This window comes from Streptomyces sp. ME19-01-6, assembly GCF_033793745.1.
Classification (GTDB): domain Bacteria; phylum Actinomycetota; class Actinomycetes; order Streptomycetales; family Streptomycetaceae; genus Streptomyces.
The window spans coordinates 18,900-37,839 of record NZ_JARAXF010000012.1 but is presented as its reverse complement, the minus strand read 5'-3'; the positions used below and the strand labels follow the sequence as shown (position 1 = coordinate 37,839).

At 71.8% G+C, this 18,940-nt stretch carries 16 protein-coding genes; 6 read left to right on the top strand and 10 right to left on the bottom strand.

Going from position 1 to position 18,940, the window contains the following annotated elements:
* The first annotated feature begins 6 nt into the window (after nucleotides 1-6).
* Nucleotides 7-2,586: a glycoside hydrolase family 78 protein gene (locus PV419_RS25685; protein WP_319692635.1), complete on the top strand. Its 2,580-nt coding sequence runs from the start codon at nucleotides 7-9 to the stop codon at nucleotides 2,584-2,586.
* On the opposite strand, the gene PV419_RS25680 is transcribed toward PV419_RS25685, so the two are convergent.
* Nucleotides 2,576-3,406 carry a DeoR/GlpR family DNA-binding transcription regulator gene (locus PV419_RS25680; protein ID WP_319692633.1) on the bottom strand — a complete coding sequence of 277 codons (831 nt, stop codon included), beginning with the start codon at nucleotides 3,404-3,406 and terminating at the stop codon, nucleotides 2,576-2,578. The two genes, PV419_RS25685 and PV419_RS25680, sit on opposite strands and share 11 nt — an antisense overlap.
* Before the next feature lie 210 nt (nucleotides 3,407-3,616).
* Between PV419_RS25680 and PV419_RS25675 the strand changes: the two genes are divergently transcribed.
* Nucleotides 3,617-4,384, top strand: a complete 768-nt coding sequence (locus PV419_RS25675; protein ID WP_319692632.1) for an HpcH/HpaI aldolase family protein — start codon at nucleotides 3,617-3,619, stop codon at nucleotides 4,382-4,384.
* On the opposite strand, the gene PV419_RS25670 is transcribed toward PV419_RS25675, so the two are convergent.
* The 9 genes from PV419_RS25670 to PV419_RS25630 form a co-directional block, all read right to left on the bottom strand.
* The gene (locus PV419_RS25670) at nucleotides 4,320-5,324 is read right to left on the bottom strand and encodes a LysR family transcriptional regulator (RefSeq protein ID WP_319692631.1); all 1,005 of its coding nucleotides are present in this window, start codon (nucleotides 5,322-5,324) and stop codon (nucleotides 4,320-4,322) included. The genes PV419_RS25675 and PV419_RS25670 overlap by 65 nt on opposite strands.
* Nucleotides 5,325-5,416: 92 nt before the next feature.
* Nucleotides 5,417-6,796: a hydroxylase gene (locus PV419_RS25665; protein WP_319692629.1), complete on the bottom strand. Its 1,380-nt coding sequence runs from the start codon at nucleotides 6,794-6,796 to the stop codon at nucleotides 5,417-5,419.
* Nucleotides 6,797-6,895: 99 nt separating this feature from the next.
* A complete protein-coding gene (locus PV419_RS25660; RefSeq protein WP_319692627.1) occupies nucleotides 6,896-7,885 on the bottom strand; it encodes a zinc-dependent alcohol dehydrogenase family protein in 990 nt (329 codons plus the stop codon).
* Entirely contained in the window at nucleotides 7,882-8,760 is an 879-nt protein-coding gene (locus PV419_RS25655; protein ID WP_319692626.1) for a carbohydrate ABC transporter permease, read from the bottom strand. The genes PV419_RS25660 and PV419_RS25655 overlap by 4 nt, the downstream gene beginning before the upstream one ends.
* Entirely contained in the window at nucleotides 8,757-9,740 is a 984-nt protein-coding gene (locus PV419_RS25650) for a sugar ABC transporter permease (RefSeq protein ID WP_319692624.1), read from the bottom strand. The genes PV419_RS25655 and PV419_RS25650 overlap by 4 nt, the downstream gene beginning before the upstream one ends.
* Nucleotides 9,733-11,088 carry a sugar ABC transporter substrate-binding protein gene (locus PV419_RS25645; RefSeq protein ID WP_319692622.1) on the bottom strand — a complete coding sequence of 452 codons (1,356 nt, stop codon included), beginning with the start codon at nucleotides 11,086-11,088 and terminating at the stop codon, nucleotides 9,733-9,735. Before PV419_RS25645 ends, PV419_RS25650 begins: the two co-directional genes overlap by 8 nt.
* 74 nt (nucleotides 11,089-11,162) lie before the next feature.
* Nucleotides 11,163-11,924, bottom strand: coding sequence for a DeoR/GlpR family DNA-binding transcription regulator (locus PV419_RS25640; protein WP_319692620.1), 762 nt, complete (start codon nucleotides 11,922-11,924; stop codon nucleotides 11,163-11,165).
* Between the two features lie 437 nt (nucleotides 11,925-12,361).
* Nucleotides 12,362-13,723: a 6-phospho-beta-glucosidase gene (locus tag PV419_RS25635; RefSeq protein WP_319692618.1), complete on the bottom strand. Its 1,362-nt coding sequence runs from the start codon at nucleotides 13,721-13,723 to the stop codon at nucleotides 12,362-12,364.
* The gene (locus PV419_RS25630) at nucleotides 13,720-14,481 is read right to left on the bottom strand and encodes a DeoR/GlpR family DNA-binding transcription regulator (protein ID WP_319692616.1); all 762 of its coding nucleotides are present in this window, start codon (nucleotides 14,479-14,481) and stop codon (nucleotides 13,720-13,722) included. Before PV419_RS25630 ends, PV419_RS25635 begins: the two co-directional genes overlap by 4 nt.
* A gap of 123 nt (nucleotides 14,482-14,604) precedes the next feature.
* On the opposite strand from PV419_RS25630, the gene PV419_RS25625 reads away from it, so the two are divergent.
* From PV419_RS25625 to PV419_RS25610, 4 genes are read left to right on the top strand one after another with little or no spacing between them, the layout of a single operon-like run.
* On the top strand, nucleotides 14,605-15,735 hold the full coding sequence (locus PV419_RS25625; RefSeq protein WP_319692614.1) for a carbohydrate kinase family protein: 1,131 nt from the start codon (nucleotides 14,605-14,607) through the stop codon (nucleotides 15,733-15,735).
* A 41-nt stretch (nucleotides 15,736-15,776) separates the two neighbouring features.
* Nucleotides 15,777-17,207 (top strand): extracellular solute-binding protein, encoded by a 1,431-nt coding sequence (locus PV419_RS25620; RefSeq protein ID WP_319692612.1) that lies wholly within the window; start codon nucleotides 15,777-15,779, stop codon nucleotides 17,205-17,207.
* On the top strand, nucleotides 17,204-18,112 hold the full coding sequence (locus PV419_RS25615; RefSeq protein ID WP_319692609.1) for a sugar ABC transporter permease: 909 nt from the start codon (nucleotides 17,204-17,206) through the stop codon (nucleotides 18,110-18,112). The genes PV419_RS25620 and PV419_RS25615 overlap by 4 nt, the downstream gene beginning before the upstream one ends.
* Nucleotides 18,109-18,933 carry a carbohydrate ABC transporter permease gene (locus PV419_RS25610; RefSeq protein ID WP_319692607.1) on the top strand — a complete coding sequence of 275 codons (825 nt, stop codon included), beginning with the start codon at nucleotides 18,109-18,111 and terminating at the stop codon, nucleotides 18,931-18,933. Before PV419_RS25615 ends, PV419_RS25610 begins: the two co-directional genes overlap by 4 nt.
* Nucleotides 18,934-18,940 lie beyond the last annotated feature (7 nt).

Sequence of the window (18,940 nt, the reverse complement as noted above, 5' to 3'; positions counted from 1 at the left end):
ACCACCGTGCAGGTCACCGCACCGGTCTTTGAACACCACCGGGAACCGCTCGGCATCGGCGAGGCCCGGCCCCGGCTGAGCTGGCGCACCGCCACCGACGCCGAGGGCTGGCAGCAGACCGCCTACGAGGTGCGGGTGTGCGCCGAGGACGGCACCGAACTCGCCGCGCCGGGACGGGTGGAGTCGGCGGAGTCCGTGCTCGTCCCCTGGCCGGGCCCGGCGCTGCGCTCCCGACAGCGGGTGGCCGTGCGGGTCCGGGTCTGGGGCACCGGCGGTGACGAGCCCTCCGCGTGGTCCGAGCCCGCCCACGCGGAGGCGGGGCTCCTGCTGCCCGAGGACTGGACGGCCCGCCCCATCACTCCTGGCTGGTCCCCAGCACAAGGCCCGCGGCCCGTCGCCCAGCTGCGCCGCGAGTTCACCGTCCGTGGCCCGGTGGCGGCCGCGCGGCTGTACGTCACCGCCTGCGGGGTCTACGAGGCCGAGCTCAACGGGGTGCGGGTCGGCGACCACGTACTGGCCCCCGGCTGGACCTCGTACGCCCACCGGCTGCGCTACCAGACCCACGACGTGACCGGCCTGCTGCGCGAGGGCGCGAACGCCGTCGGCGCGCTGCTGGGGGAGGGCTGGTACGCGGGCCGCATCGGCTTCAACGGCGGGCGGCGCGCCATCTGGGGCGAGCGGACCGCGCTGCTGGCCCAGTTGGAGATCCGCTACGCCGACGGGTCGCGGGAGACCGTGGCCACCGACTCCGGCTGGCGGGCGGCCACCGGCCCCCTGCTGCGCTCGGAGATCTACGACGGCGAGGTGTACGACGCCCGGCTGGAGCGCGACGGCTGGTCCCGGCCCGGCCATGACACCACCGGCTGGAGCCCGGTGGCGGAGACCGACCCGCCGGCCGGGGAACTGGTGGCGCCCACCGGCCCGCCGGTCCGCCGCGTGCGGACCCTGGCGCCGGCCGAGGTGATCACCACCCCGTCGGGCCGAACCGTCCTGGACTTCGGCCAGAACCTGGTGGGGCGGCTGCGCATCACGGTCAGCGGCCCGGCCGGGCACACCGTCACCCTGCGCCACGCCGAGGTGCTGGAAGACGGCGAGCTGGGGGTCCGGCCGCTGCGCGCGGCCAAGGCCACCGACGTCTACACCCTGCGCGGCGAGGGCACCGAGACCTACGAGCCGAGGTTCACCTTCCACGGCTTCCGCTACGCCGAGGTCACCGGCTGGCCGGGGCCGCTGGACCCGGCCGACGTGCGGGCCGTGGTGGTGCACACCGACATGGAGCGCACCGGCTGGTTCTCCTGCTCCGAGCCGCTGGTGGAGCGGCTGCACGAGAACGTCGTGTGGAGCATGCGCGGCAACTTCCTGGACATCCCCACCGACTGCCCGCAGCGCGACGAACGCCTGGGCTGGACCGGCGACATCCAGGTGTTCGCGCCGACCGCCGCCTTCCTCTACGACTGCTCCGGCATGCTCGCCGGCTGGCTGCGCGACCTGGCCGCCGAGCAGCTGGCCCACCCCGAGCAGGTGCCGCCGCTGGTGGTGCCCGACATCCTCCCGGAGGACCTCGGTGCCTTCCCCAGGGCCCAGGCCGTGTGGGCGGATGTCGCGGTGCTGCTGCCGTGGGTGCTCCACCAGCGCTTCGGCGACCTGGGGGTGCTGCGCGACCAGTACCCCAGCATGCGCGGCTGGGTGGAGACCGCCGCCCGGTACGCGCGCGAGGGCGGCGGGCTGTGGCACCAGCACCACCTGGGTGACTGGCTCGACCCGACCGCGCCGCCGGACCGCCCGGAGGCCGCCCGTACGGACGGCGACCTGGTGGCGGGCGCCTATCTGGTGCGCTCGGCCGAGGTGCTGGCCGAGACCGCCCGGCTGCTGGGCGAGGCGGAGGACGCGCTCCGCTACGGCCGGCTGGCCGAGGAGGCACGGGCCACCTTCCACGAGGAGTTCGTGACCCCGGCCGGACGGCTGTCCTCCGACGCGCAGACCGCCTACGCGCTGGCGCTGTGCTTCATGCTGCTGCCGACCGGGCGCCAGCGGGCAGGGGCCGGGGCACGGCTGGCCGCGATCGTGCGGGACGCGGACTTCCGGATCGCCACGGGGTTCGCGGGCACCCCGCTGATCTGCGACGCGCTGTGCGCGGCCGGTGAGCCGGAACTCGCCTACCGGATGCTGCTGGAGCGGGGCTGCCCGTCCTGGCTGTACCCGGTCACCATGGGCGCGACCACCATCTGGGAGCGCTGGGACTCGATGCTGCCCGACGGCACCATCAACCCGGGCGAGATGACCTCCTTCAACCACTACGCACTCGGCGCGGTCGCCGACTGGCTCCACCGCACCGTCGCCGGGCTGGCCCCGGCCGGCCCCGGCTGGCGCCGGCTGCGGATCGCGCCGGTCCCCGGCGGCGGACTCGACCATGCGAAGGCGGCCCATCTGACCCCGTACGGGCGGGCCGAGGCGGGCTGGCGTTACGAGGGCGACCAGCTGGTTGTGGAGGTGCTGGTGCCGCCGAACACCCGGGCCGAGGTCCATCTGCCGGGCGACGCCGAGCCGTTCGAGGTGGGGGCGGGGCGGCACACCTTCACACGGTGACCACGTCCACCTCGGGCAGGGCCCGGAAGGGCGCGAGCTGGTCATCGGTGGCGCCGCTGTCGGTGACCAGCGTCCAGGGCCCGGTCAGCGGGGCCCAGGCGGTGAAGGGCGCCTGACCGAGCTTGCTGCTGTCGGCCAGTACGTACACCTGTCCGCCGCGCTGGGCCATCAGCTCCTTGAGCGCCGTCTGCTGCAGGCTGGCCTCGCAGATGCCGAGCTGCGCGTCGAGGCCGTCGGCGCCCAGGAACACCTTGTCCGCGGTGAGGCGGGAGAGGGTCAGCTCGGCGAGCGGGCCGACGAAGCCCTGGCTGACATGGCGCAGCGTCCCGGCGAGCGTGATCAGCTCGATGCCGTCCGCCTCGGCCAGCTCCCGCAGGGCGGTCAGCCCGCTGGTGATGACGGTGAGTTCGGTCCGGCCGCGCAGATGGTGGGCGAGCCGTCCGGTGGTGGTGCCGGCGTCCAGGATGGCGGTGTCCCCCTGCGCGATCCGCGCGGCCGCCCAGCGCCCGATGCGGTCCTTCTCGGCGACGGCCAGGCCGCTGCGCTGGCCGAGCGTCGGCTCGGCCGTATGGCCCGCGCTCATCGCGCCGCCGTAGGTGCGGGCGATGGTGCCCTGCTCGGTGAGCAGGGCGAGATCCCGGCGGATCGTGGACGGGGTGACCTCCAGGGAGCGGGCCAATTCCTCGACGACGACGGCCCCGTCGGTCTGGATCATGCGGGCGATCAGCGCCCGGCGATCCGGGGCCCGCAGCCTTCTGCGGTCCTCCGCCCCCGCTGGCGCGGCCGTCGTGCGTGATGTGCGCGAACTTGTCGGACTCATCCGTGTCATCCTCCCCGCGACTGGCCGCCGCGACTGGCCGCGATTGGCGGGTCACCCTATCAGTCTGCGCATTCCGCGCCGTTTCTTGACGGTCATGGGGCGAGACTCTTGCGTGTTGCGTGCAATCATGCGAGCGTTCCGCTCACAACACGCGCTGATCGGGCGCACCTCGGTTGCCGACCCCGACCTCGATGGAGAGAAGCCGACAGCATGACCAACTCCCCCGCCGACTTCGCGGCCCGCCTGCGCGCACGCCAGCGGATCCTCGGCTACTGGGTCGTCCTCGACAATCCGGTCGGCACCGAACGCCTGGCCGGGCTCGGCTATGACTACGTCTGCGTGGACGCCCAGCACGGCCTCCTCGACTACAAAGGCACCCTCGGCGCGATGACCGCCATCGACGCGCGCGGCACCAGCGCCGGCATGGTCCGGGTCCCGGCCAACGACGGCTTCTGGATCGGCCAGGCCCTCGACGCCGGTGCCCGCGGTGTGATCGTCCCCCTGGTCAACACCGCCGAGGAGGCGGCCGCCGCCGTCAGCGCCTGCCGCTACCCGCCGCACGGCGTCCGCAGCTACGGGCCGATGCGCTCGGGGCTGCGGGTGGGGCCGACCCCGGCCGAGGCGAACGAGCAGGTCGCCTGCGTCGTGATGATCGAGACCGCCCAGGCGCTCGGCAACACCGCGGAGATCTGCGCGACCGAGGGACTCGACGGCGTCTACATCGGCCCCTCCGACCTCACCATCGCCCTCGGCGGGCGCACCTCCACCGACACCTCGGTCGCCGGGGAGTTCGAGGCGGCGCTCGCGACGGTGGCCGAGGCGGCGAAGGCCGCGGGCATCGCGGCCGGCATCCACTGCCCCAACGGCGTCACGGCCGCCAAGCGGCTCGCCCAGGGCTTCACCTTCGCCACGGTCAGCAGCGACCTGGTCCACCTGGAGCAGGCCGCGGCCGCCCACCTCCGCGACGCCAGCGGCTGACCGCCGCCTCACCCCGCCCCTTCGCGGGGCGGGGACCGCCGTCCCACCCCTCTTGGCCGACCGTCGTGAGCAGCCGGCGGACCAGGGGGTTCGGGTCATTTCTGCGCCAGGCGACGGCGACCCGTGTGCGGGCGGTCCCGGGCTTGATCCGGCGGAAGGCGACGCCCGTGAGGCGGATGCGCCGGATGCTCGCCGGGGCGAGAGAGACACCCAGACCGGTTTCCACGAGGGCGCACACCGTCTGCCACTCCACCGCGTGCTGGACCACCCGGGGGGTGAAGCCCGCCGCCGTGCACAGGCCGGTGATCCGGTCGTGCAGCCCAGGGCCGACCTCGCGGGGCAGCAGCACGAAGGGCGAGTCGGCCAACTGAGCCACCTCCACAGTCCGCCCGGCGGCCAGGGGGTGGGTGGACGGCAGCACGGCCACGAAGGGCTCGCTGAGTACCGTCTCGAAACCGAGCTCCGGCTCGTCAGTGGGGGGTTCGCGCAGCAGACCGATGTCAATGGTCCTGTCGTGGAGGGCGGCGATCTGCGGCGCGGTGGTCATCTCGTGGATGGTCAGGCGCACGTCGGGAAACCGCTGCCTAAAGGTGCGCAGCAGGCCGGGCAGGAGGGTCAGGGCGAGGGAGGCCGCGAAGCCGATCCGCAGGCAGCCGGCCCGGCCGCTGCCGACGGCGCGGGCCGTGGCCAGGCCGTCGGAGAGGTCGCTGAGGGCCCTTCGGGCAGCGGGCAGCAGTTCGCGGCCCGCCGGGGTGAGGGCCACGTGTCCTGGCTCGCGGCTGAACAGCGCGTGGCCCACCTTGTCTTCCAGACGGCGGATCTGCTGGCTCAGCGGTGGCTGGGCGATGCCCAGACGGGTGGCCGCGCGGCCGAAGTGCAGTTCCTCGGCGAGCACGACGAAGGCGTACAGCTGCGGCAGGGGGAGTTCCGGGCGCTCCATACGTCAAGAGATATCAGGTCGCCCCTGAGGCTGTATGAGACGTATCTGTGCTGGCCGAGGCGGGGTGTACTTCCCCCGCGCAACGGGCCGTCCTAGCCCGCCGCGCCCTCCACCCGCAGGGGGATGTCCGCCGGCCCCGGCCGCCGCGGCAGCAGTATCGTGCGCAGCGCGACCGCGGGGGTCAGCAGCCGGGACGGGGGCGCGGCCAGATGCGTGACGTCGCGGAAGGCGGCGCCGACCACCGGGTCATGCGTCGCCCGGGCCGCCAGCCGGCCGAAGTACCAGGTCTGGAGCCGCTCGCCAGCACCGGGCGGGGTGTCGTCGGCGCCCGCGGCATACGGGCGGTCCGCCCCCACGGCGGTCAGCCACGCGGTCTCGCTCGCGCGGGCGACGGCACGCTGGGCCGCGGCCGCGAAGCCGGGGCGGCGCGGACCGCCGTCCGCCACGCACTCACGCAGGGCCAGCCCGCTCAGAACGGCCACCGACATGCCCTGCCCGTAAATCGGATTGAACGTGCAGGCGGCGTCGGAGACCGCGATGAACCCCTCGGGGACACCGTCCGGGGCGTGGTAGTCGCGGCGCCGGTTGGCCGTGTCGCGGTAGGCGTACGGCGGGGACACCGCTTCGCAGGTCCCCAGGTGGTCCAGGAGGTACGGTTCGCCGAGCGAGGCCACGAAGTCGGGTACGGCCGAGCCGTCGGTCGGCGGGTGATGGCCGCGCACCCCGGCCAGGGTCAGCAGCCAGTGGCCGCCCTCGACGGGCGACCACGCCGCGCCGCGCGGGAGAGCGGGCCTGGGTTCGAGGACCACCGCCGTGCGGAGCGGCTCGGCGGGCCGGAACATCTGGGTGGAGTAGCCGATTCCGGCGTCGACCACCTCCTCGCGCGGCGCCGGGCGGCCGAGTTCCGCCAGCCACCGCGGAGCGCGCGAGCCGCGCCCGGAGGCATCGACGACCAGGTCGACGGGCAGGTCCCGCTCGGCGTGCCCGGCGTCGCGCGAGCGGACCCGTACTCCGGTGACCCGGTCCGCGACGCCGAGGAGCCCGATCGCCTCCCACGCCTGTAACACCTCCAGCCGGGTCCCGGATGCGGCGGCCTCGGCGAGGAGCCGGGCCCGTACGGTGGCGTCCAGGAGCGGGCGGGTGCAGCTGATCACGGCGTGTCTGCCCTCGTGAAGGCGGCGGTGCCAGCCGTTGGGGGTCCTGGTGAGCACATCGCGCGGCGCCTCCATGCGGTGTGCGCCGGCCGCTTCCAGTTCCGCGGTGGCCCCGGGTAGCAGCTTCTCCAGGGCCTGCTGTCCGCCGGAGAGGAAGACGTGCAGATGGCGGCCCTGGGGCACTCCTTTGCGGAAGACCGGCTGCTCCGGGTAGCGGTCGCGCTCGACAACGGTCACCGTGTCCACGTGTCCGAGCAGCGCCGCCACCGCCAGCGTTCCGGCCAGGCCGCCGCCCACCACCACCGCGTCGCCGCTCATGCCGCACCCCTCCTCATGCCGATGATCAACCCAAGCCTGGGGTGCCGGGCTCGGGCCGTCAACGGCGCACGGGTGGGGGCGTGTCGAATCAGCCGTTGCTCAGGGCTCGACGACGATCTTCCGGCCCTGTCCCGAGCGGAACTGCTCGAGGGCCCGCGGGTACTGCTCCAGCGGCAGCCGGTCGCTGATGAAGACCTTCGGGTCGAGCACCCCGGTGGCGAACAGCTGGGCGGCGCGCTCATAGCTGTGCAGCACGGCCATGGAGCCGGTGATGGTGATCTCCTGGTTGTAGATCTTGTACGGCTCGATGACGGCCTTGGTGGCGTAGTCGGAGACACCGAACTGCAGGAATGTTCCCGCCTTGGCGACACGGCTGAGGCCGTCCTGGATCGCGGCCTGGTTGCCCGTCGCGTCGATCACCACGTCCCAGCCGCGCGGCTGGTCGAGTTCGTCGGCCGAGGAGGCGGCGCGGGAGCAGCCGAGCAGGTTCGCGGTGGCGAGCCGGTCGGGGTTGATGTCCAGGACGTCGACGCTCGCCGCCCCGGTCCGCTTGGCCAGCTCCAGCATCATCAGGCCCATGGTCCCCGACCCGTAGATCAGCACCTCGTTGCCCAGCCGGCTGTTCAGCACGTCGTAGCCGCGCACCGCGCAGGACAGCGGCTCGATCAGCGCCGCGTCCGCGACGCCCACATGCTCGGGCAGCCGCACGCAGTTGGCCACCGGCGCCACGGCGAACTCCGCGGCGCCGCCGGGCACGCTGACCCCGATGGCGTTCCAGCGGTCGCAGAGGTTTCCCCGGCCGATACGGCAGTAGCGGCACTCATGACAGTAGAGGGAGGGGTCGACGGCGACCCGGTCGCCCACCGCCACCTCGGTGACCTCGCTGCCGATGCCGACGACCTCGCCGGCGAACTCGTGTCCGGGGACGATCGGCAGGGTGGGGGCGAACTCCCCCTGCAGGATGTGCAGATCGGTGCCGCACAGGCCGCAGGCCGCCACATCGATGACCACCTCGCGCGGCCCGGGGGCCGGGTCGGGGACGGTGGCGACGGTGACCTTGCCGGGGGCTTCGATGACGGCGGCCCTCATTTGACTGCTCCTAGCGACAGGCCCTGGACCAGCTTGTCCTGGGCGGCGAAACCGGCGGCGAGCACCGGGAGGGAAATGACGATCGAGGCCGCGCACACTTGCGCCAGGAACAGGCCCTGGCTGGTGACGAAGCTGGTCAGAAACGCCGGTGCGGTCTGCGCGACCACGCCGGTGAGGACATTGGCGAACAGCAACTCGTTCCAGCTGAAGATGAAGCAGATCAGCGAGGTGGCGGCGATGCCGGGCGCGGCGATCGGGGCGACGACCCGGAACAGCACGGTGGGCAGTTTGGCCCCGTCCATCTGGGCCGCCTCGATGATGGACACCGGTATGTCGGAGAGGAAGGACTGCATCATCCACACCGCGATCGGCAGGTTCATCGAGGTGTAGAGGATGACCAACAGCCAGATGTTGTCCAGGAAACCGGTGTTCTTCGCGAACAGGTACACCGGCAGCAGCCCGGCCACCACCGGCAGCATCTTGGTGGACAGGAAGAAGAACATCACATCCGTCCACTTGCGCACCGGCCGGATCGACAGCGCGTACGCCGCCGGCAGGGCCAGCACCAGCACGAAGAGGGTGGAGAACAGGCTCGCGCCCAGCGAGTTGAGCAGCGGCGGCCAGGGGTCCGCCCCGCCGTTCACCCCGAAGAACTCGCGGTAGCCGTCCAGGGTGAGCGAGGCGGTCAGGGACGGCGGGTTGGTGGCGGCGTCGGCCTCGGAGTGGAACGAGGTCAGCGCCATCCAGGCGACCGGCAGGACGAACACGATGCCGGTCAGCCAGGCCAGCAGGCCCAGCGCGGCGCCGCGGCGGCGGGCCCGGCGGGCGGCCGGCGGGACCACGGTCACCGGGGCCGCGGCGGTCAAGGAGGTCATGCGCGGGACACCTCCTCACGGAACAGGGACGACACCACGCGCAGCGCGAAGGTGGCGATGACGATCGTGCCGATCACCACCAGCACACCCGCGGCGGATGCCTGCCCGTACTCGTGGGCGTTGTAGAAGGTCTCGTAGATGGTGTACGGGAGGTTGGCCGTATCCAGCCCGCCCCGGGTGATGGTGAACACCGCGTCGAAGTTCTGCACGATGTAGATCGAGCCCAGCAGGGTGCCCAGCTCCAGATAGCGCCGCAGATGCGGCAGGGTCAGAAAGCGGAAGATCTGCCAGTTGCTCGCGCCGTCCAGCCGGGCCGCCTCGATCATCTCCAGGGGGCGGCCCTGCAGACCGGCCAGCAGGATCAGCATCATGAACGGCGTCCACTGCCACACCAGCGAGGCCTCCACCGCGAACATCGGCATATCGGAGATCCAGTCCGGCTGCGGCGGGTTGTCCGCGCCGAACAGGTCGCCCAGCCAGCTGAGCGCGCCGTTGAACAGCCCGTACTCCGGGTTGTACAGCGCGTGCTTCCACAGCAGCGCGGAGGCCACGGGGACCAGCAGGAACGGCGCGATGAGCATGGTGCGCACCAGCCCCCGGCCGCGGAACTTGACGTCCATCAGCAGGGCCAGCAGCAGCCCGAGCACCACGCTCACGATGACCACGGTCGCGGTCAGCACCACGGTGGTGACGATCGACTCGCGCAGCGCCTCGTCGCTCGCCACCGAGGTGTAGTTGGACAGGCCGGCGAACTCGCGCTCGTCGGGCTTGAGCGAGTTCCAGTCGAAGAGGGAGATCACCAAGGTCGCCACGAACGGCAGCTGGGTGACCACGATCAGAAAGATCAGGGCGGGCATCAGCGGCGCCCGCGTGGCCCAGGCCCGGGCCGCCTTGGGCGCCCGCGGGCCGCGCCGGGGGGAGACGGCCACGGTCGGGGGCGGTCCGCTGCGCACGGGCGTCGCCGTGAGTGGATCAGTCATCTTGGTACTCCTCGCCCACCTTCTCGGCCAGCTTCTGAGACTTCTTGAGTGCCGACTCGACGGACTGCTTTCCGGCGATGGCGGCGCTGATCTCCTGGGCGACCTTGGTCCCGAGGTCGGAGAACTCGGGGATGTCGACGAACTGGATGCCGATGGTCGGCCGCGGCTGCACACCCGGGTCACGCGGATTGGCGCTGGTGATGGACTGGCGGGTGACCTCGGAGAAGGTGCCGGCCGCCTTGCGGTACGCCGGGTTGGCGTAGGTGGAGGCCCGCTTGCCCGCGGGCGCGCTGGACCAGCCGTACGTCTTGCCGACGAGGGCCTCGTACTTCTTGCTGGAGGCCCAGGAGACGAACTTCCACGCGTTGTCGCTGTTACGGGACGCCTTCTGCACGCCCCACGCCCAGGTGTAGAGCCACCCGGAGCTCTTGGTCTTCACCACCGGCGCCTGGACATAGCCGATCTTGCCCCGCACGGGGGACTTGGCGCCCTCCAGCGAGCCGGCGGCGGAGGTGGCGTCGTACCACATGGCGGTCTTGCCCTGGGTGAGGTTGTTGAGGCACTCGGCGAAGCCCGACTGGGCCGCCCCGGATTCGCCGTGCTCGCGCACCAGGTCGACATAGAACTTGGTCGCCGCGGTGAACTCGGGGGAGGTGAGCCGCGCCTCCCAGTCCTTGGTGAACCAGGTGCCGCCGAAGGTGTTCACGACCGTGGTGAGCGGGGCCATCAGCTCGCCCCAGCCGGGCAGCCCGCGCAGACAGATGCCCCTCATCCCCTTGCGGGCGCCGTCGACCTCGGCCGCGAGGTCCGCGACCTGCTGCCAGGTGGGGCGCTTGGGCATCTTCAGGTTCTTCTCGGCGAAGACGTCCTTGCGGTACATCAGGAAGGACGACTCGCCGTAGAACGGCTGGGCGTACAGCTTGCCGTCGTCGGCGGTCAGGGACTGCCGCATCGGGGGCAGGATGTCCTTCTGGTCGAACGCCCGGTCGTCGGCGACGTGGTCGTCCAGCGGCAGCAGCCAGCCGTTCTTGGCGTAGAAGGGCACCTCGAAGTTGCTGATGGTGGCGACGTCGTACTGCCCGGCCTGATTGGAGAAGTCCTGGCTGATCTTGTCGCGGACGTCGTTCTCGGGCATCACCGTGAAGTTGACCCGGATGCCCGTTTCCTTGGTGAAGTGCTTGGCGGTGAGCTTCTGCAGATCCATCATCTGCGGGTTGTTCACCATCAGGACGTTGATGGTCTTGCCACCGGAACCACCGCCTCCCATACCGGCGCACCCCGTGAGGAGTGCTCCCGCGGCCATGGCCACGACCGGTATCCGGGCAGCACGAAGTGTCAGGATGGGCATAACGGGTCCAATCGAAGGAACAGTTGAAGAAGCGAGGGGAAGCGAGGGGAAGCGAGAAGAGCGGGAACGGGGCGTCAGACCCGGATGATCTGCGGGCCGAGCAGCGAGTAGCGATTCGCCTCGGTCAGTGGGAGCCCGGTGTCCGTCACGATCGTCTCGAAGTCCGACACATCGGCGAAGCGGCAGAAGCTGACGGCCCCGAACTTGTTGTGCACCCCGGAGAACACCTTCCGCCGGGACACCTTGACCACCCGCGCCTTGACCTCGCTCACCGCCGGATCGGGCGTGGTGAGCCCGTACTGCCGGGAGATGCCGTTGGCGCCGATGAACGCCAGGTCGATGACGAAGCCCGAGAGCATATGGGTGGCCCAGTGGTCGACGGTGGCCATGGTGCCGCCGCGGACGCGGCCGCCGAGCAGCAGCACGGTGGTGTTCTCGCGGGTGGCCAGGCCGCTCGCGGCCGACAGCGAGGCGGTGATCACGGTGAGCGGACGGTCCCGGGGCAGGGCCTCCGCGATCAGCTGCGGGGTGAAACCCTCGTCGATGAAGACCGTCTCGGCGTCGCCGAGTAGATCCGCGGCGGCCGCCGCGATCCGCGACTTCTCCGGGACGTGCATGGTGGTGCGGAAGGCGAGGGTGGTCTCGAAGCCGGCGCTCTCCACGGGGTACGCCCCGCCGTGGGTGCGCCGCACCAGCCCGTGGTCCTCGAGCACCCGCAAATCGCGCCGTACGGTCTCCTTGGAGACCCCGAGGTCCGCGGCGAGCTTCCCGACATCGACGGATCCCGCGCGCCGGGCCGCGTCGAGGATCTCCCGACGGCGTTCCTCCGCGTCCACACCGCACCTCCTGCCTGCTGCTGACTTGCGTGGCAGTTTTACAAATGGACAACAGGGTCGCCAGTGGCGGCGCAGGGCGGATCGTGCCCGCCTGCGCCCGTTGCGCGACCGTTGTCATGCCTGGTCGGCGGGGGTGCGGGGAGGAGTGGTGACGCGGGGGGATGACTGAATACGCGCCTGGCGGGCCCGTTCGCTGCCCGCTTCTGTGAAATGGGCACGATCGGCGCCCGGCCGGGCGCGTTCAGAGACTAGGGAAAGCCCGTTCGGGCATGTGCTAGTGCCGCGTCAGTCAAGGTTTGCCCGGTAGCGAGGCGTCCTGGTGCGGTCAGCTGCAAGGCGCCGGATCGGCCTCGTAGTGGGCCTACTCGGCTGATTCGGCAACGCAGCAGATGGCCGTGCCAGGGCGGCGAGCGGGGCGAACCTTGGCTGACGGGGCACTAGGAGGCTGAAAGCGCTCCCGAGGCGTCGAGGATGCGGCTCGCCACGTTGACGGAGTCGACGAGCGGGTGCAGGGCGAGCGCGCGGAGGGCCGCGGCGCGGGCGGCCGGGCCGTGGGTGGTGGCCGCGGCGATCGTGGCCCGCTCCACGGCCTTGAGGATGAGCATCAGCCCGAGCTGGTCCGGCGCCACGGCCCCGGCGGCCAGGGGCCGCGCGCCGCCCGCGTCGACCAGGCAGGGCACCTCCACCACGGCGTCCGCGTCCAGGCCGGGGACCGTGGTGCGGTTGCGCACGTTGAGGATCAGCGTGGCGCGCTCGTCGCGGGCGATGGCCCGCATGATGGCCAGGGCGATCCGGTCGTAGCCGCCGCCGTCCAGGTCGCAGGAGTCGCGCTGCCAGCCGCCGCTCGCCTCCCGGCTCTCCGCCATGTACGTGGCCTCGCGCTCCATACGGGTCCGCTCCCACAGCTCCAGCGCCCCGGCCCCGGCGGCCCCCTCAGCCGTTCCCGCCGCCGCGGCCTCGGCGTAGAAGCCCGCCTGCTGGTCGCGGAGGAACTCCCCGCGGGTGGCCGGGGCCTGCCGGATGGAGGTCACCGCCTCCCGGTTGAAGTAGTAGTAGTGCAGATACTCGTTGGGCAGGGCGCCCAGCGCCTGCAGCCACGGCGCCCCGAAGAGCTTGCCCTCCTCGAAGGACTCCAGGGCCGTGGTGTCCGCCAGCAGCTCGGGCAGCCGGTCCCGCCCGTCCACGATCACCCCGCGTAGCCAGCCGAGGTGGTTGAGGCCCACATAGTCGTAACTGGCCCGGCCCGGGTCGGCGCCCAGCGCCCGCGCGGCCCGGCGGCACAGCCCGACCGGGGAGTCGCAGATGCCGATCACCCGGTCGCCGAGCACCCGCTGCATCGCCTCGGTGACCATGCCGGCCGGGTTGGTGAAGTTGATGACCCAGGCGTCGGGGGCCACGGTGGCGATCCGTTCGGCGATGTCCAGGGCCACCGGCAGGGTGCGCAGCCCGTAGAGCACCCCGCCGGCGCCCACGGTCTCCTGGCCGAGGACGCCCTCGGCCAGCGGGACGCGCTCGTCGCGCGCCCGGCCGGCCAGGCCGCCGACGCGGATGGCGGAGAAGACGAAGTCGGCGCCGCGCAGCGCGTCGTCGAGGTCGGTGGTGGCCCGTACGGCGGGTGCGCCGGGGCGGCCTGCGGCCTGTTCGGCCAGCACGGCCCCGATCGCGTCCAGCCGGCCGCGGTCGGTGTCGAACAGGACCAGCTCGGTGCAGCGCCCGGCCTCGTCCCCGCTGTCGTTCAGTAGTGCCCGGTACACCAGTGGCATACGGAACCCGCCGCCGCCCAGCACAGTCAGCCTCATACGGTCACAACCTCCACACCGGCCTCGCGGAACACCTCGAGCGTCGCCGGGTCTGATGTCTTGTTGGTGATCAGAGTGTCGATCTGCTGCGGCCCGCAGATCCGGGCGAGCCCGGTGTCGCCGGGAAACTTCCCGGTGGTGACCAGCAGCACCACCTCGCGGGACGAGGCGAGCATGGCCCGCTTGACGGGCACCTCCACATGCGTGCTGTCCAGCACGCTCCCGTCGGGCAGCACACCGCTGGCGCCGAGGAAGAGGCGGCCGACGTGCAGCTGGCGGACGTTGGACTCGGTGAGGAAGCCGACCACGGACCGGTAGTTGCTGCGCACCTGCCCGCCCAGCAGGATCAAGGTCACCTCCGGGTCGTCGCGCAGCTCGTCGTAGACGGCGAGATTGCTGGTGACGACGGTGACCGGGCGGCCGCGCAGCAGCTTGGCGAGCTGGAGCGTGGTCGTGCCGATGTCCAGGAGCACCACGTCCCCGTCGGCGATCAGCCGGGCGGCCCGGTGGGCGACGGCCGTCTTGTCGGCCAGGTCGTCCACCTCCACCTCGCTGAAGGGCCGCTCCTCGTCGGGGCGGGGGGTGGCCACCGCGCCGCCGTAGACCCGGGTGAGCCGGCCGGCCCGGCCCAGCTCGGACAGATCCCGGCGGGCGGTGGCCTCGCTGACCCCGAGCCGCTTGGCGATCTCCCCGATGGGCAGTACGCCCTCCTCGCCGAGGATGCTCAGCAGCTTCTCGTGCCGGGTCTCTCGCAACATGTCGGCAAATCTACTTCACGTGAGCGGGTTTGCGCGAGTCTGATCGACCTCTTGCAATCACTGCCTCGGGCCATGCAAGGTGTCGCTCACGTAGATCCCTTGCACAGCGCGATGAACACCACGATGAACACCACGATGAACAGGAAGGGCGCGCCGGTGAGCACTGCCGGAACCGCAGATTCCATAGACCCGCTGGCCGCCCTGCGCGCCCCCGGAGACCCCGAGCACGACGTCTATCTCACCGGCACCGTGTTCCTCGACATCATCTTCACCGGCCTCGACCACGCCCCGGTGCGCGGCACCGAGACCTGGGCGCGCGGCATGGGCTCCAGCCCCGGCGGCATCGCCAACATGGCCACCGCCCTCGCCCGCCTGGGCCTGCGCACCACCCTCGCCGCGGCCTTCGGCGCCGATGTGTACGGCGACTACTGCTGGGAGGCCCTGGCCACCGGCGAGGGCGTCGACCTCAGCCACTCCCGGCGGCTGCCGGGCTGGCACTCGCCGGTCACCGTCTCCATGGCGTACGACGGCGAGCGCACCATGGTCACCCACGAGCACCCGGCCCCGCCGCCCGCCACCCACAGCGCACCGCCGCCCTCCCGCGCCTGCGTCACCGCCTTCGAACCGGGGCGGCAGGAGGACTGGGTGCGCCAGGCGCACGCCCAGGGCAGCCAGATCTTCGCCGACGTGGGCTGGGACGACTCCGGCCGCTGGGACCTGGCCGCGCTGCCCGACCTGTCGTACGCCCACGCCTTTCTGCCCAACGCGGCCGAGGCGCAGCGCTACACCCGCACCGACACCCCAGAGCAGGCCGTGCGGGCGCTGGCCGACCTGGTGCCCATCGCGGTGGTCACCAAGGGCGTCGAAGGGGCGGTGGCCATCGACTCGCTCACCGGGGAGAGCGCCGAGGTGCCGGGGCTGCCCGTGGCCGCGCTCGACCCGACCGGGGCCGGCGACGTCTTCGTCGCGGGCTTCATGACCGGTACGCTCGCGGGCCGGCCGCTCGCCGAACGGCTCGCCTTCGCCAACCTCACCGCCGCCCTCTCGGTCCAGCACTTCGGCGGCTCGCTGGCCGCCCCGGGCTGGGCGGAGGTGGCCGCGTGGTGGGCGCTGACGGAGCGGGCCGCCGGCGACGGCGCCGCGTGCGGCGAACTGGCGCACCGCTACGGGTTCTTGAACGAGCTCATTCCGGCCGGGGTGCGCCAGTGGCCGCGCCTGCGCGCCCTGCCCACCATCGGCTTCCGGGGCGCGTGACGATGCCAGCGGGTCCACGGATACGTCTGAAGGAGATCTCGATGGGATTGCCCTGTACCGGCTCGCGCCGCGTACGCCTCAGGGCCGTGTCGGCCCTGCTCACCGCCGGGCTCGCGCTGCTGGCCACGGCCTGTGTGCCGGGCACCGACGGTTCGCAGGCCTACGGCCCGGGGGGCGGCTCCGCCATCGCCGTACCAAACCCGGCCAAGGCGGGGAAGGTCACGCTGACGGTCTGGGACCAGGAGGTCCGGGGCGGCACCAACGGGGAACTGCAGCAGCTCAACAAGGAGTTCGAGCGGAAGTACCCCAATGTCAGGATCAAGCGGGTGGCCCGCAGCTTCAACGATCTGAAGACCACCCTGAAGCTCGCCCTCTCCGGCAACAACCCTCCTGATGTGGTCCAGGCCAACCAGGGCTACCCGGACATGGTGTCCTTCGTCCGGGCCGGGCTGCTCGCCCCGCTCGACAACTACGCCGGGATCTACGCCTGGAACACCCGCTACCCGAACACCCTGCTCAACCTCAACCGGGTCTCCGCCGACGGCACCGACTTCGGCACCGGCCGGCTCTACGGCATATCCCAGACCGGTGAGTACGTGGGCCTCTATTACAACAAGGACGTGCTGGCGAAGGCCGGCCTCCAGCCGCCGAAGACCTGGGGTGAGTTCACCGCGAGCCTCCCGCGCCTCAAGGACCGTGACGAGCTGCCCATTCAGTTCGGAAACCTGGACAAGTACCCGGCCATCCACACCTTCGGCGTGCTGCAGGACCAGCTCGCCGCCGCCGAGGTCCGCGACACCGTCCTCGGCCGCGGCACGGGCTTCGACACCGCCGCCACCAAGGACGCGGCGGCCACCCTCGCCGACTGGACGAAGCGCGGCTACCTCCCCAAGGGCGCCAACGGGCTCGGCTACGACGACGCCGCCAAGAAGTTCTCCTCCGGCGACGGCGGGTATCTGCTGACCGGCACCTGGCTGCTGGCCGACCTGAAGAAGGCCATGGGCGACAAGCTCGGCCTGATGACGCCGCCCCCGGCCTCGGCCGGCAAAGCCCCCGTCACCACCGGCGGCCAGGGGCTCGCCTGGTCGATCACCTCCCGCTCCAAGCACCCCGAAGTCGCCGCCGCCTACCTCGACTTCATCACCAACAAGCACGCGGCCGATGTGATGACCGCGCACGGCGTGCTGCCCGCGGTGCCCGGAGCCGCCGCCGAGCGGGTGAAGCCGGACACCGTGGACGGCCAGATGATCGCCGGGTGGAAGCGGCTGAGCGCGGCCGACGGGCTGGTTCCGTACCTCGACTACTCCACCCCCACCTTCTTCGACACCATCACCGCCGCGCTCCAGGGCGTCATCAGCGGCAAGACCTCGCCCGAGCGATTCGCCGCGACCCTGCAGAAGGACTACGGCGCCTTCATGAAGAAACAGCGTGAGCGCCACGCGGCCACGCCCGCCCCGGCGGAGCCGAAATGAAGAACCCCCTCAGCCCCGCCGCATACCGGCGGCGGGCGCCGGGCGAGCCCCGCGCCATCGGCTACCTCTACATCCTGCCCGCCCTCGTCCTGTACGCCGCCTTTCTGCTCTACCCGTTCGGCCAGTCGGTCTGGCTGTCGTTCGTGCACTGGGACGGCCTGACCGTCGCCACCTCCGCGGGCTTCGACAACTACCGCGACCTGTTCACCGACCCCGCGCTACGCGCCCCCTTCGCCCACGCCCTGCTGCTGCTCGTCTTCTACTCGGCCCTGCCGGTGGCCATCGGGCTGCTGCTGGCCGCCGTGATGTCCCGCGCCCGGGTCCGCGGCATGACCTTCTTCCGTACGGTCCTCTTCCTGCCCCAGGTTCTCGCGCTGATCGTGGTCGGCGTCGCCTGGCGCTCGATCCTCGCCCCGGACGGGCTGCTCAACGACATGCTCCGCGCGGTCGGCCTCGGCTCGCTCGCGCGGCCCTGGCTCGGCGACTACGACTGGGCCCTGCCCGCCGTCGGTGTCGTCGGCACCTGGGTCGGCACCGGGCTGTGCATGGTCCTGTTCCTGGCGGGCGCCCAGCGCATCCCGCGCGAGCTGTACGAGGCGGCCCGGATGGACGGCGCCGGGCCGGTGCGGGAGTTCTTCTCCATCACCCTGCCCGGGCTGCGGCCGCAGATCGCGGTCGCGCTGACCCTGACGATCGTGGCGGGGCTGCGCAACTTCGACCTCATCTACATCACCACCAGCGGTGGCCCCGGCAACTCCACCTCCGTACCCGCCTACGAGGTCTACCACCGGGCGTTCGAGACCAATCAGGTCGGCTCGGCGGCCGCCGTGGGGGTGGCCCTCACGGTCCTGATCTTCGTCCTGACCGTCACGGTCTCCCGGCTCGTGGAAGGGCGGCGGTCATGACCACGCGCCTCGAACGCAGTGTCACCTACGGCATCCTCGGCCTCTTCTCCGTCATCGCGCTCACCCCGGTCATCGGCATCCTCTCCACCGCCTTCGGCTCACAGGACTCCCTGGACACCGGCTTCTCGCTGCCCGAGGGCGGACTGCACTGGAGCAACTTCGCCGACGCCTGGAACCGCGGCCACTTCGGCACCTACCTCGGCAACTCGGTCCTGGTGACGGTGGTCGTGGTGGCGGCCACCACCGTGCTGGCCGTGCTGGCCGCGTACGCCTTCGGGGTGATGCGCTTCCCCGGCTCCACGGTGCTGTTCTACCTCTTCGTGATCGGCCTGACGCTGCCCCAGGAGGCGCTGGTCGTGCCGCTCTACTTCGATCTGCGGTACGCCGAGCTCACCGACACCTACTGGGCGCTGATCCTGCCGCAGACCGCGCAGTCCCTCGCCTTCGGCGTCTTCTGGATGCGGACGTACTTCCGGGGCAGCGCGCGGGAGGTGATCGAGGCGGCCCGGATCGACGGCGCGAACACCTGGACCACGCTGTGGCGGGTCCTGGTCCCCATGGGCCGCCCGGCCATCTCCACCATGGTGGTCATCACCTTCATGTGGACCTGGAACGAATTCCTGATGGCGCTGGTCATGGTCAGCGACGAGGCCCACCGCACGGTCCCGCTGGGCCTGGCCTTCTTCCAGGGGCAGCACAGCTCCGACGCGGCGCTGCTCGCGGCGGCCTCGGTGCTCATCGCGCTGCCGGTGGTCGTCGTGTACGTGGCCCTGCAGCGCCGGTTCATCGAGGGCATGCTCGGCGGCGCGGTCAAGGAGTAGCGGGGCG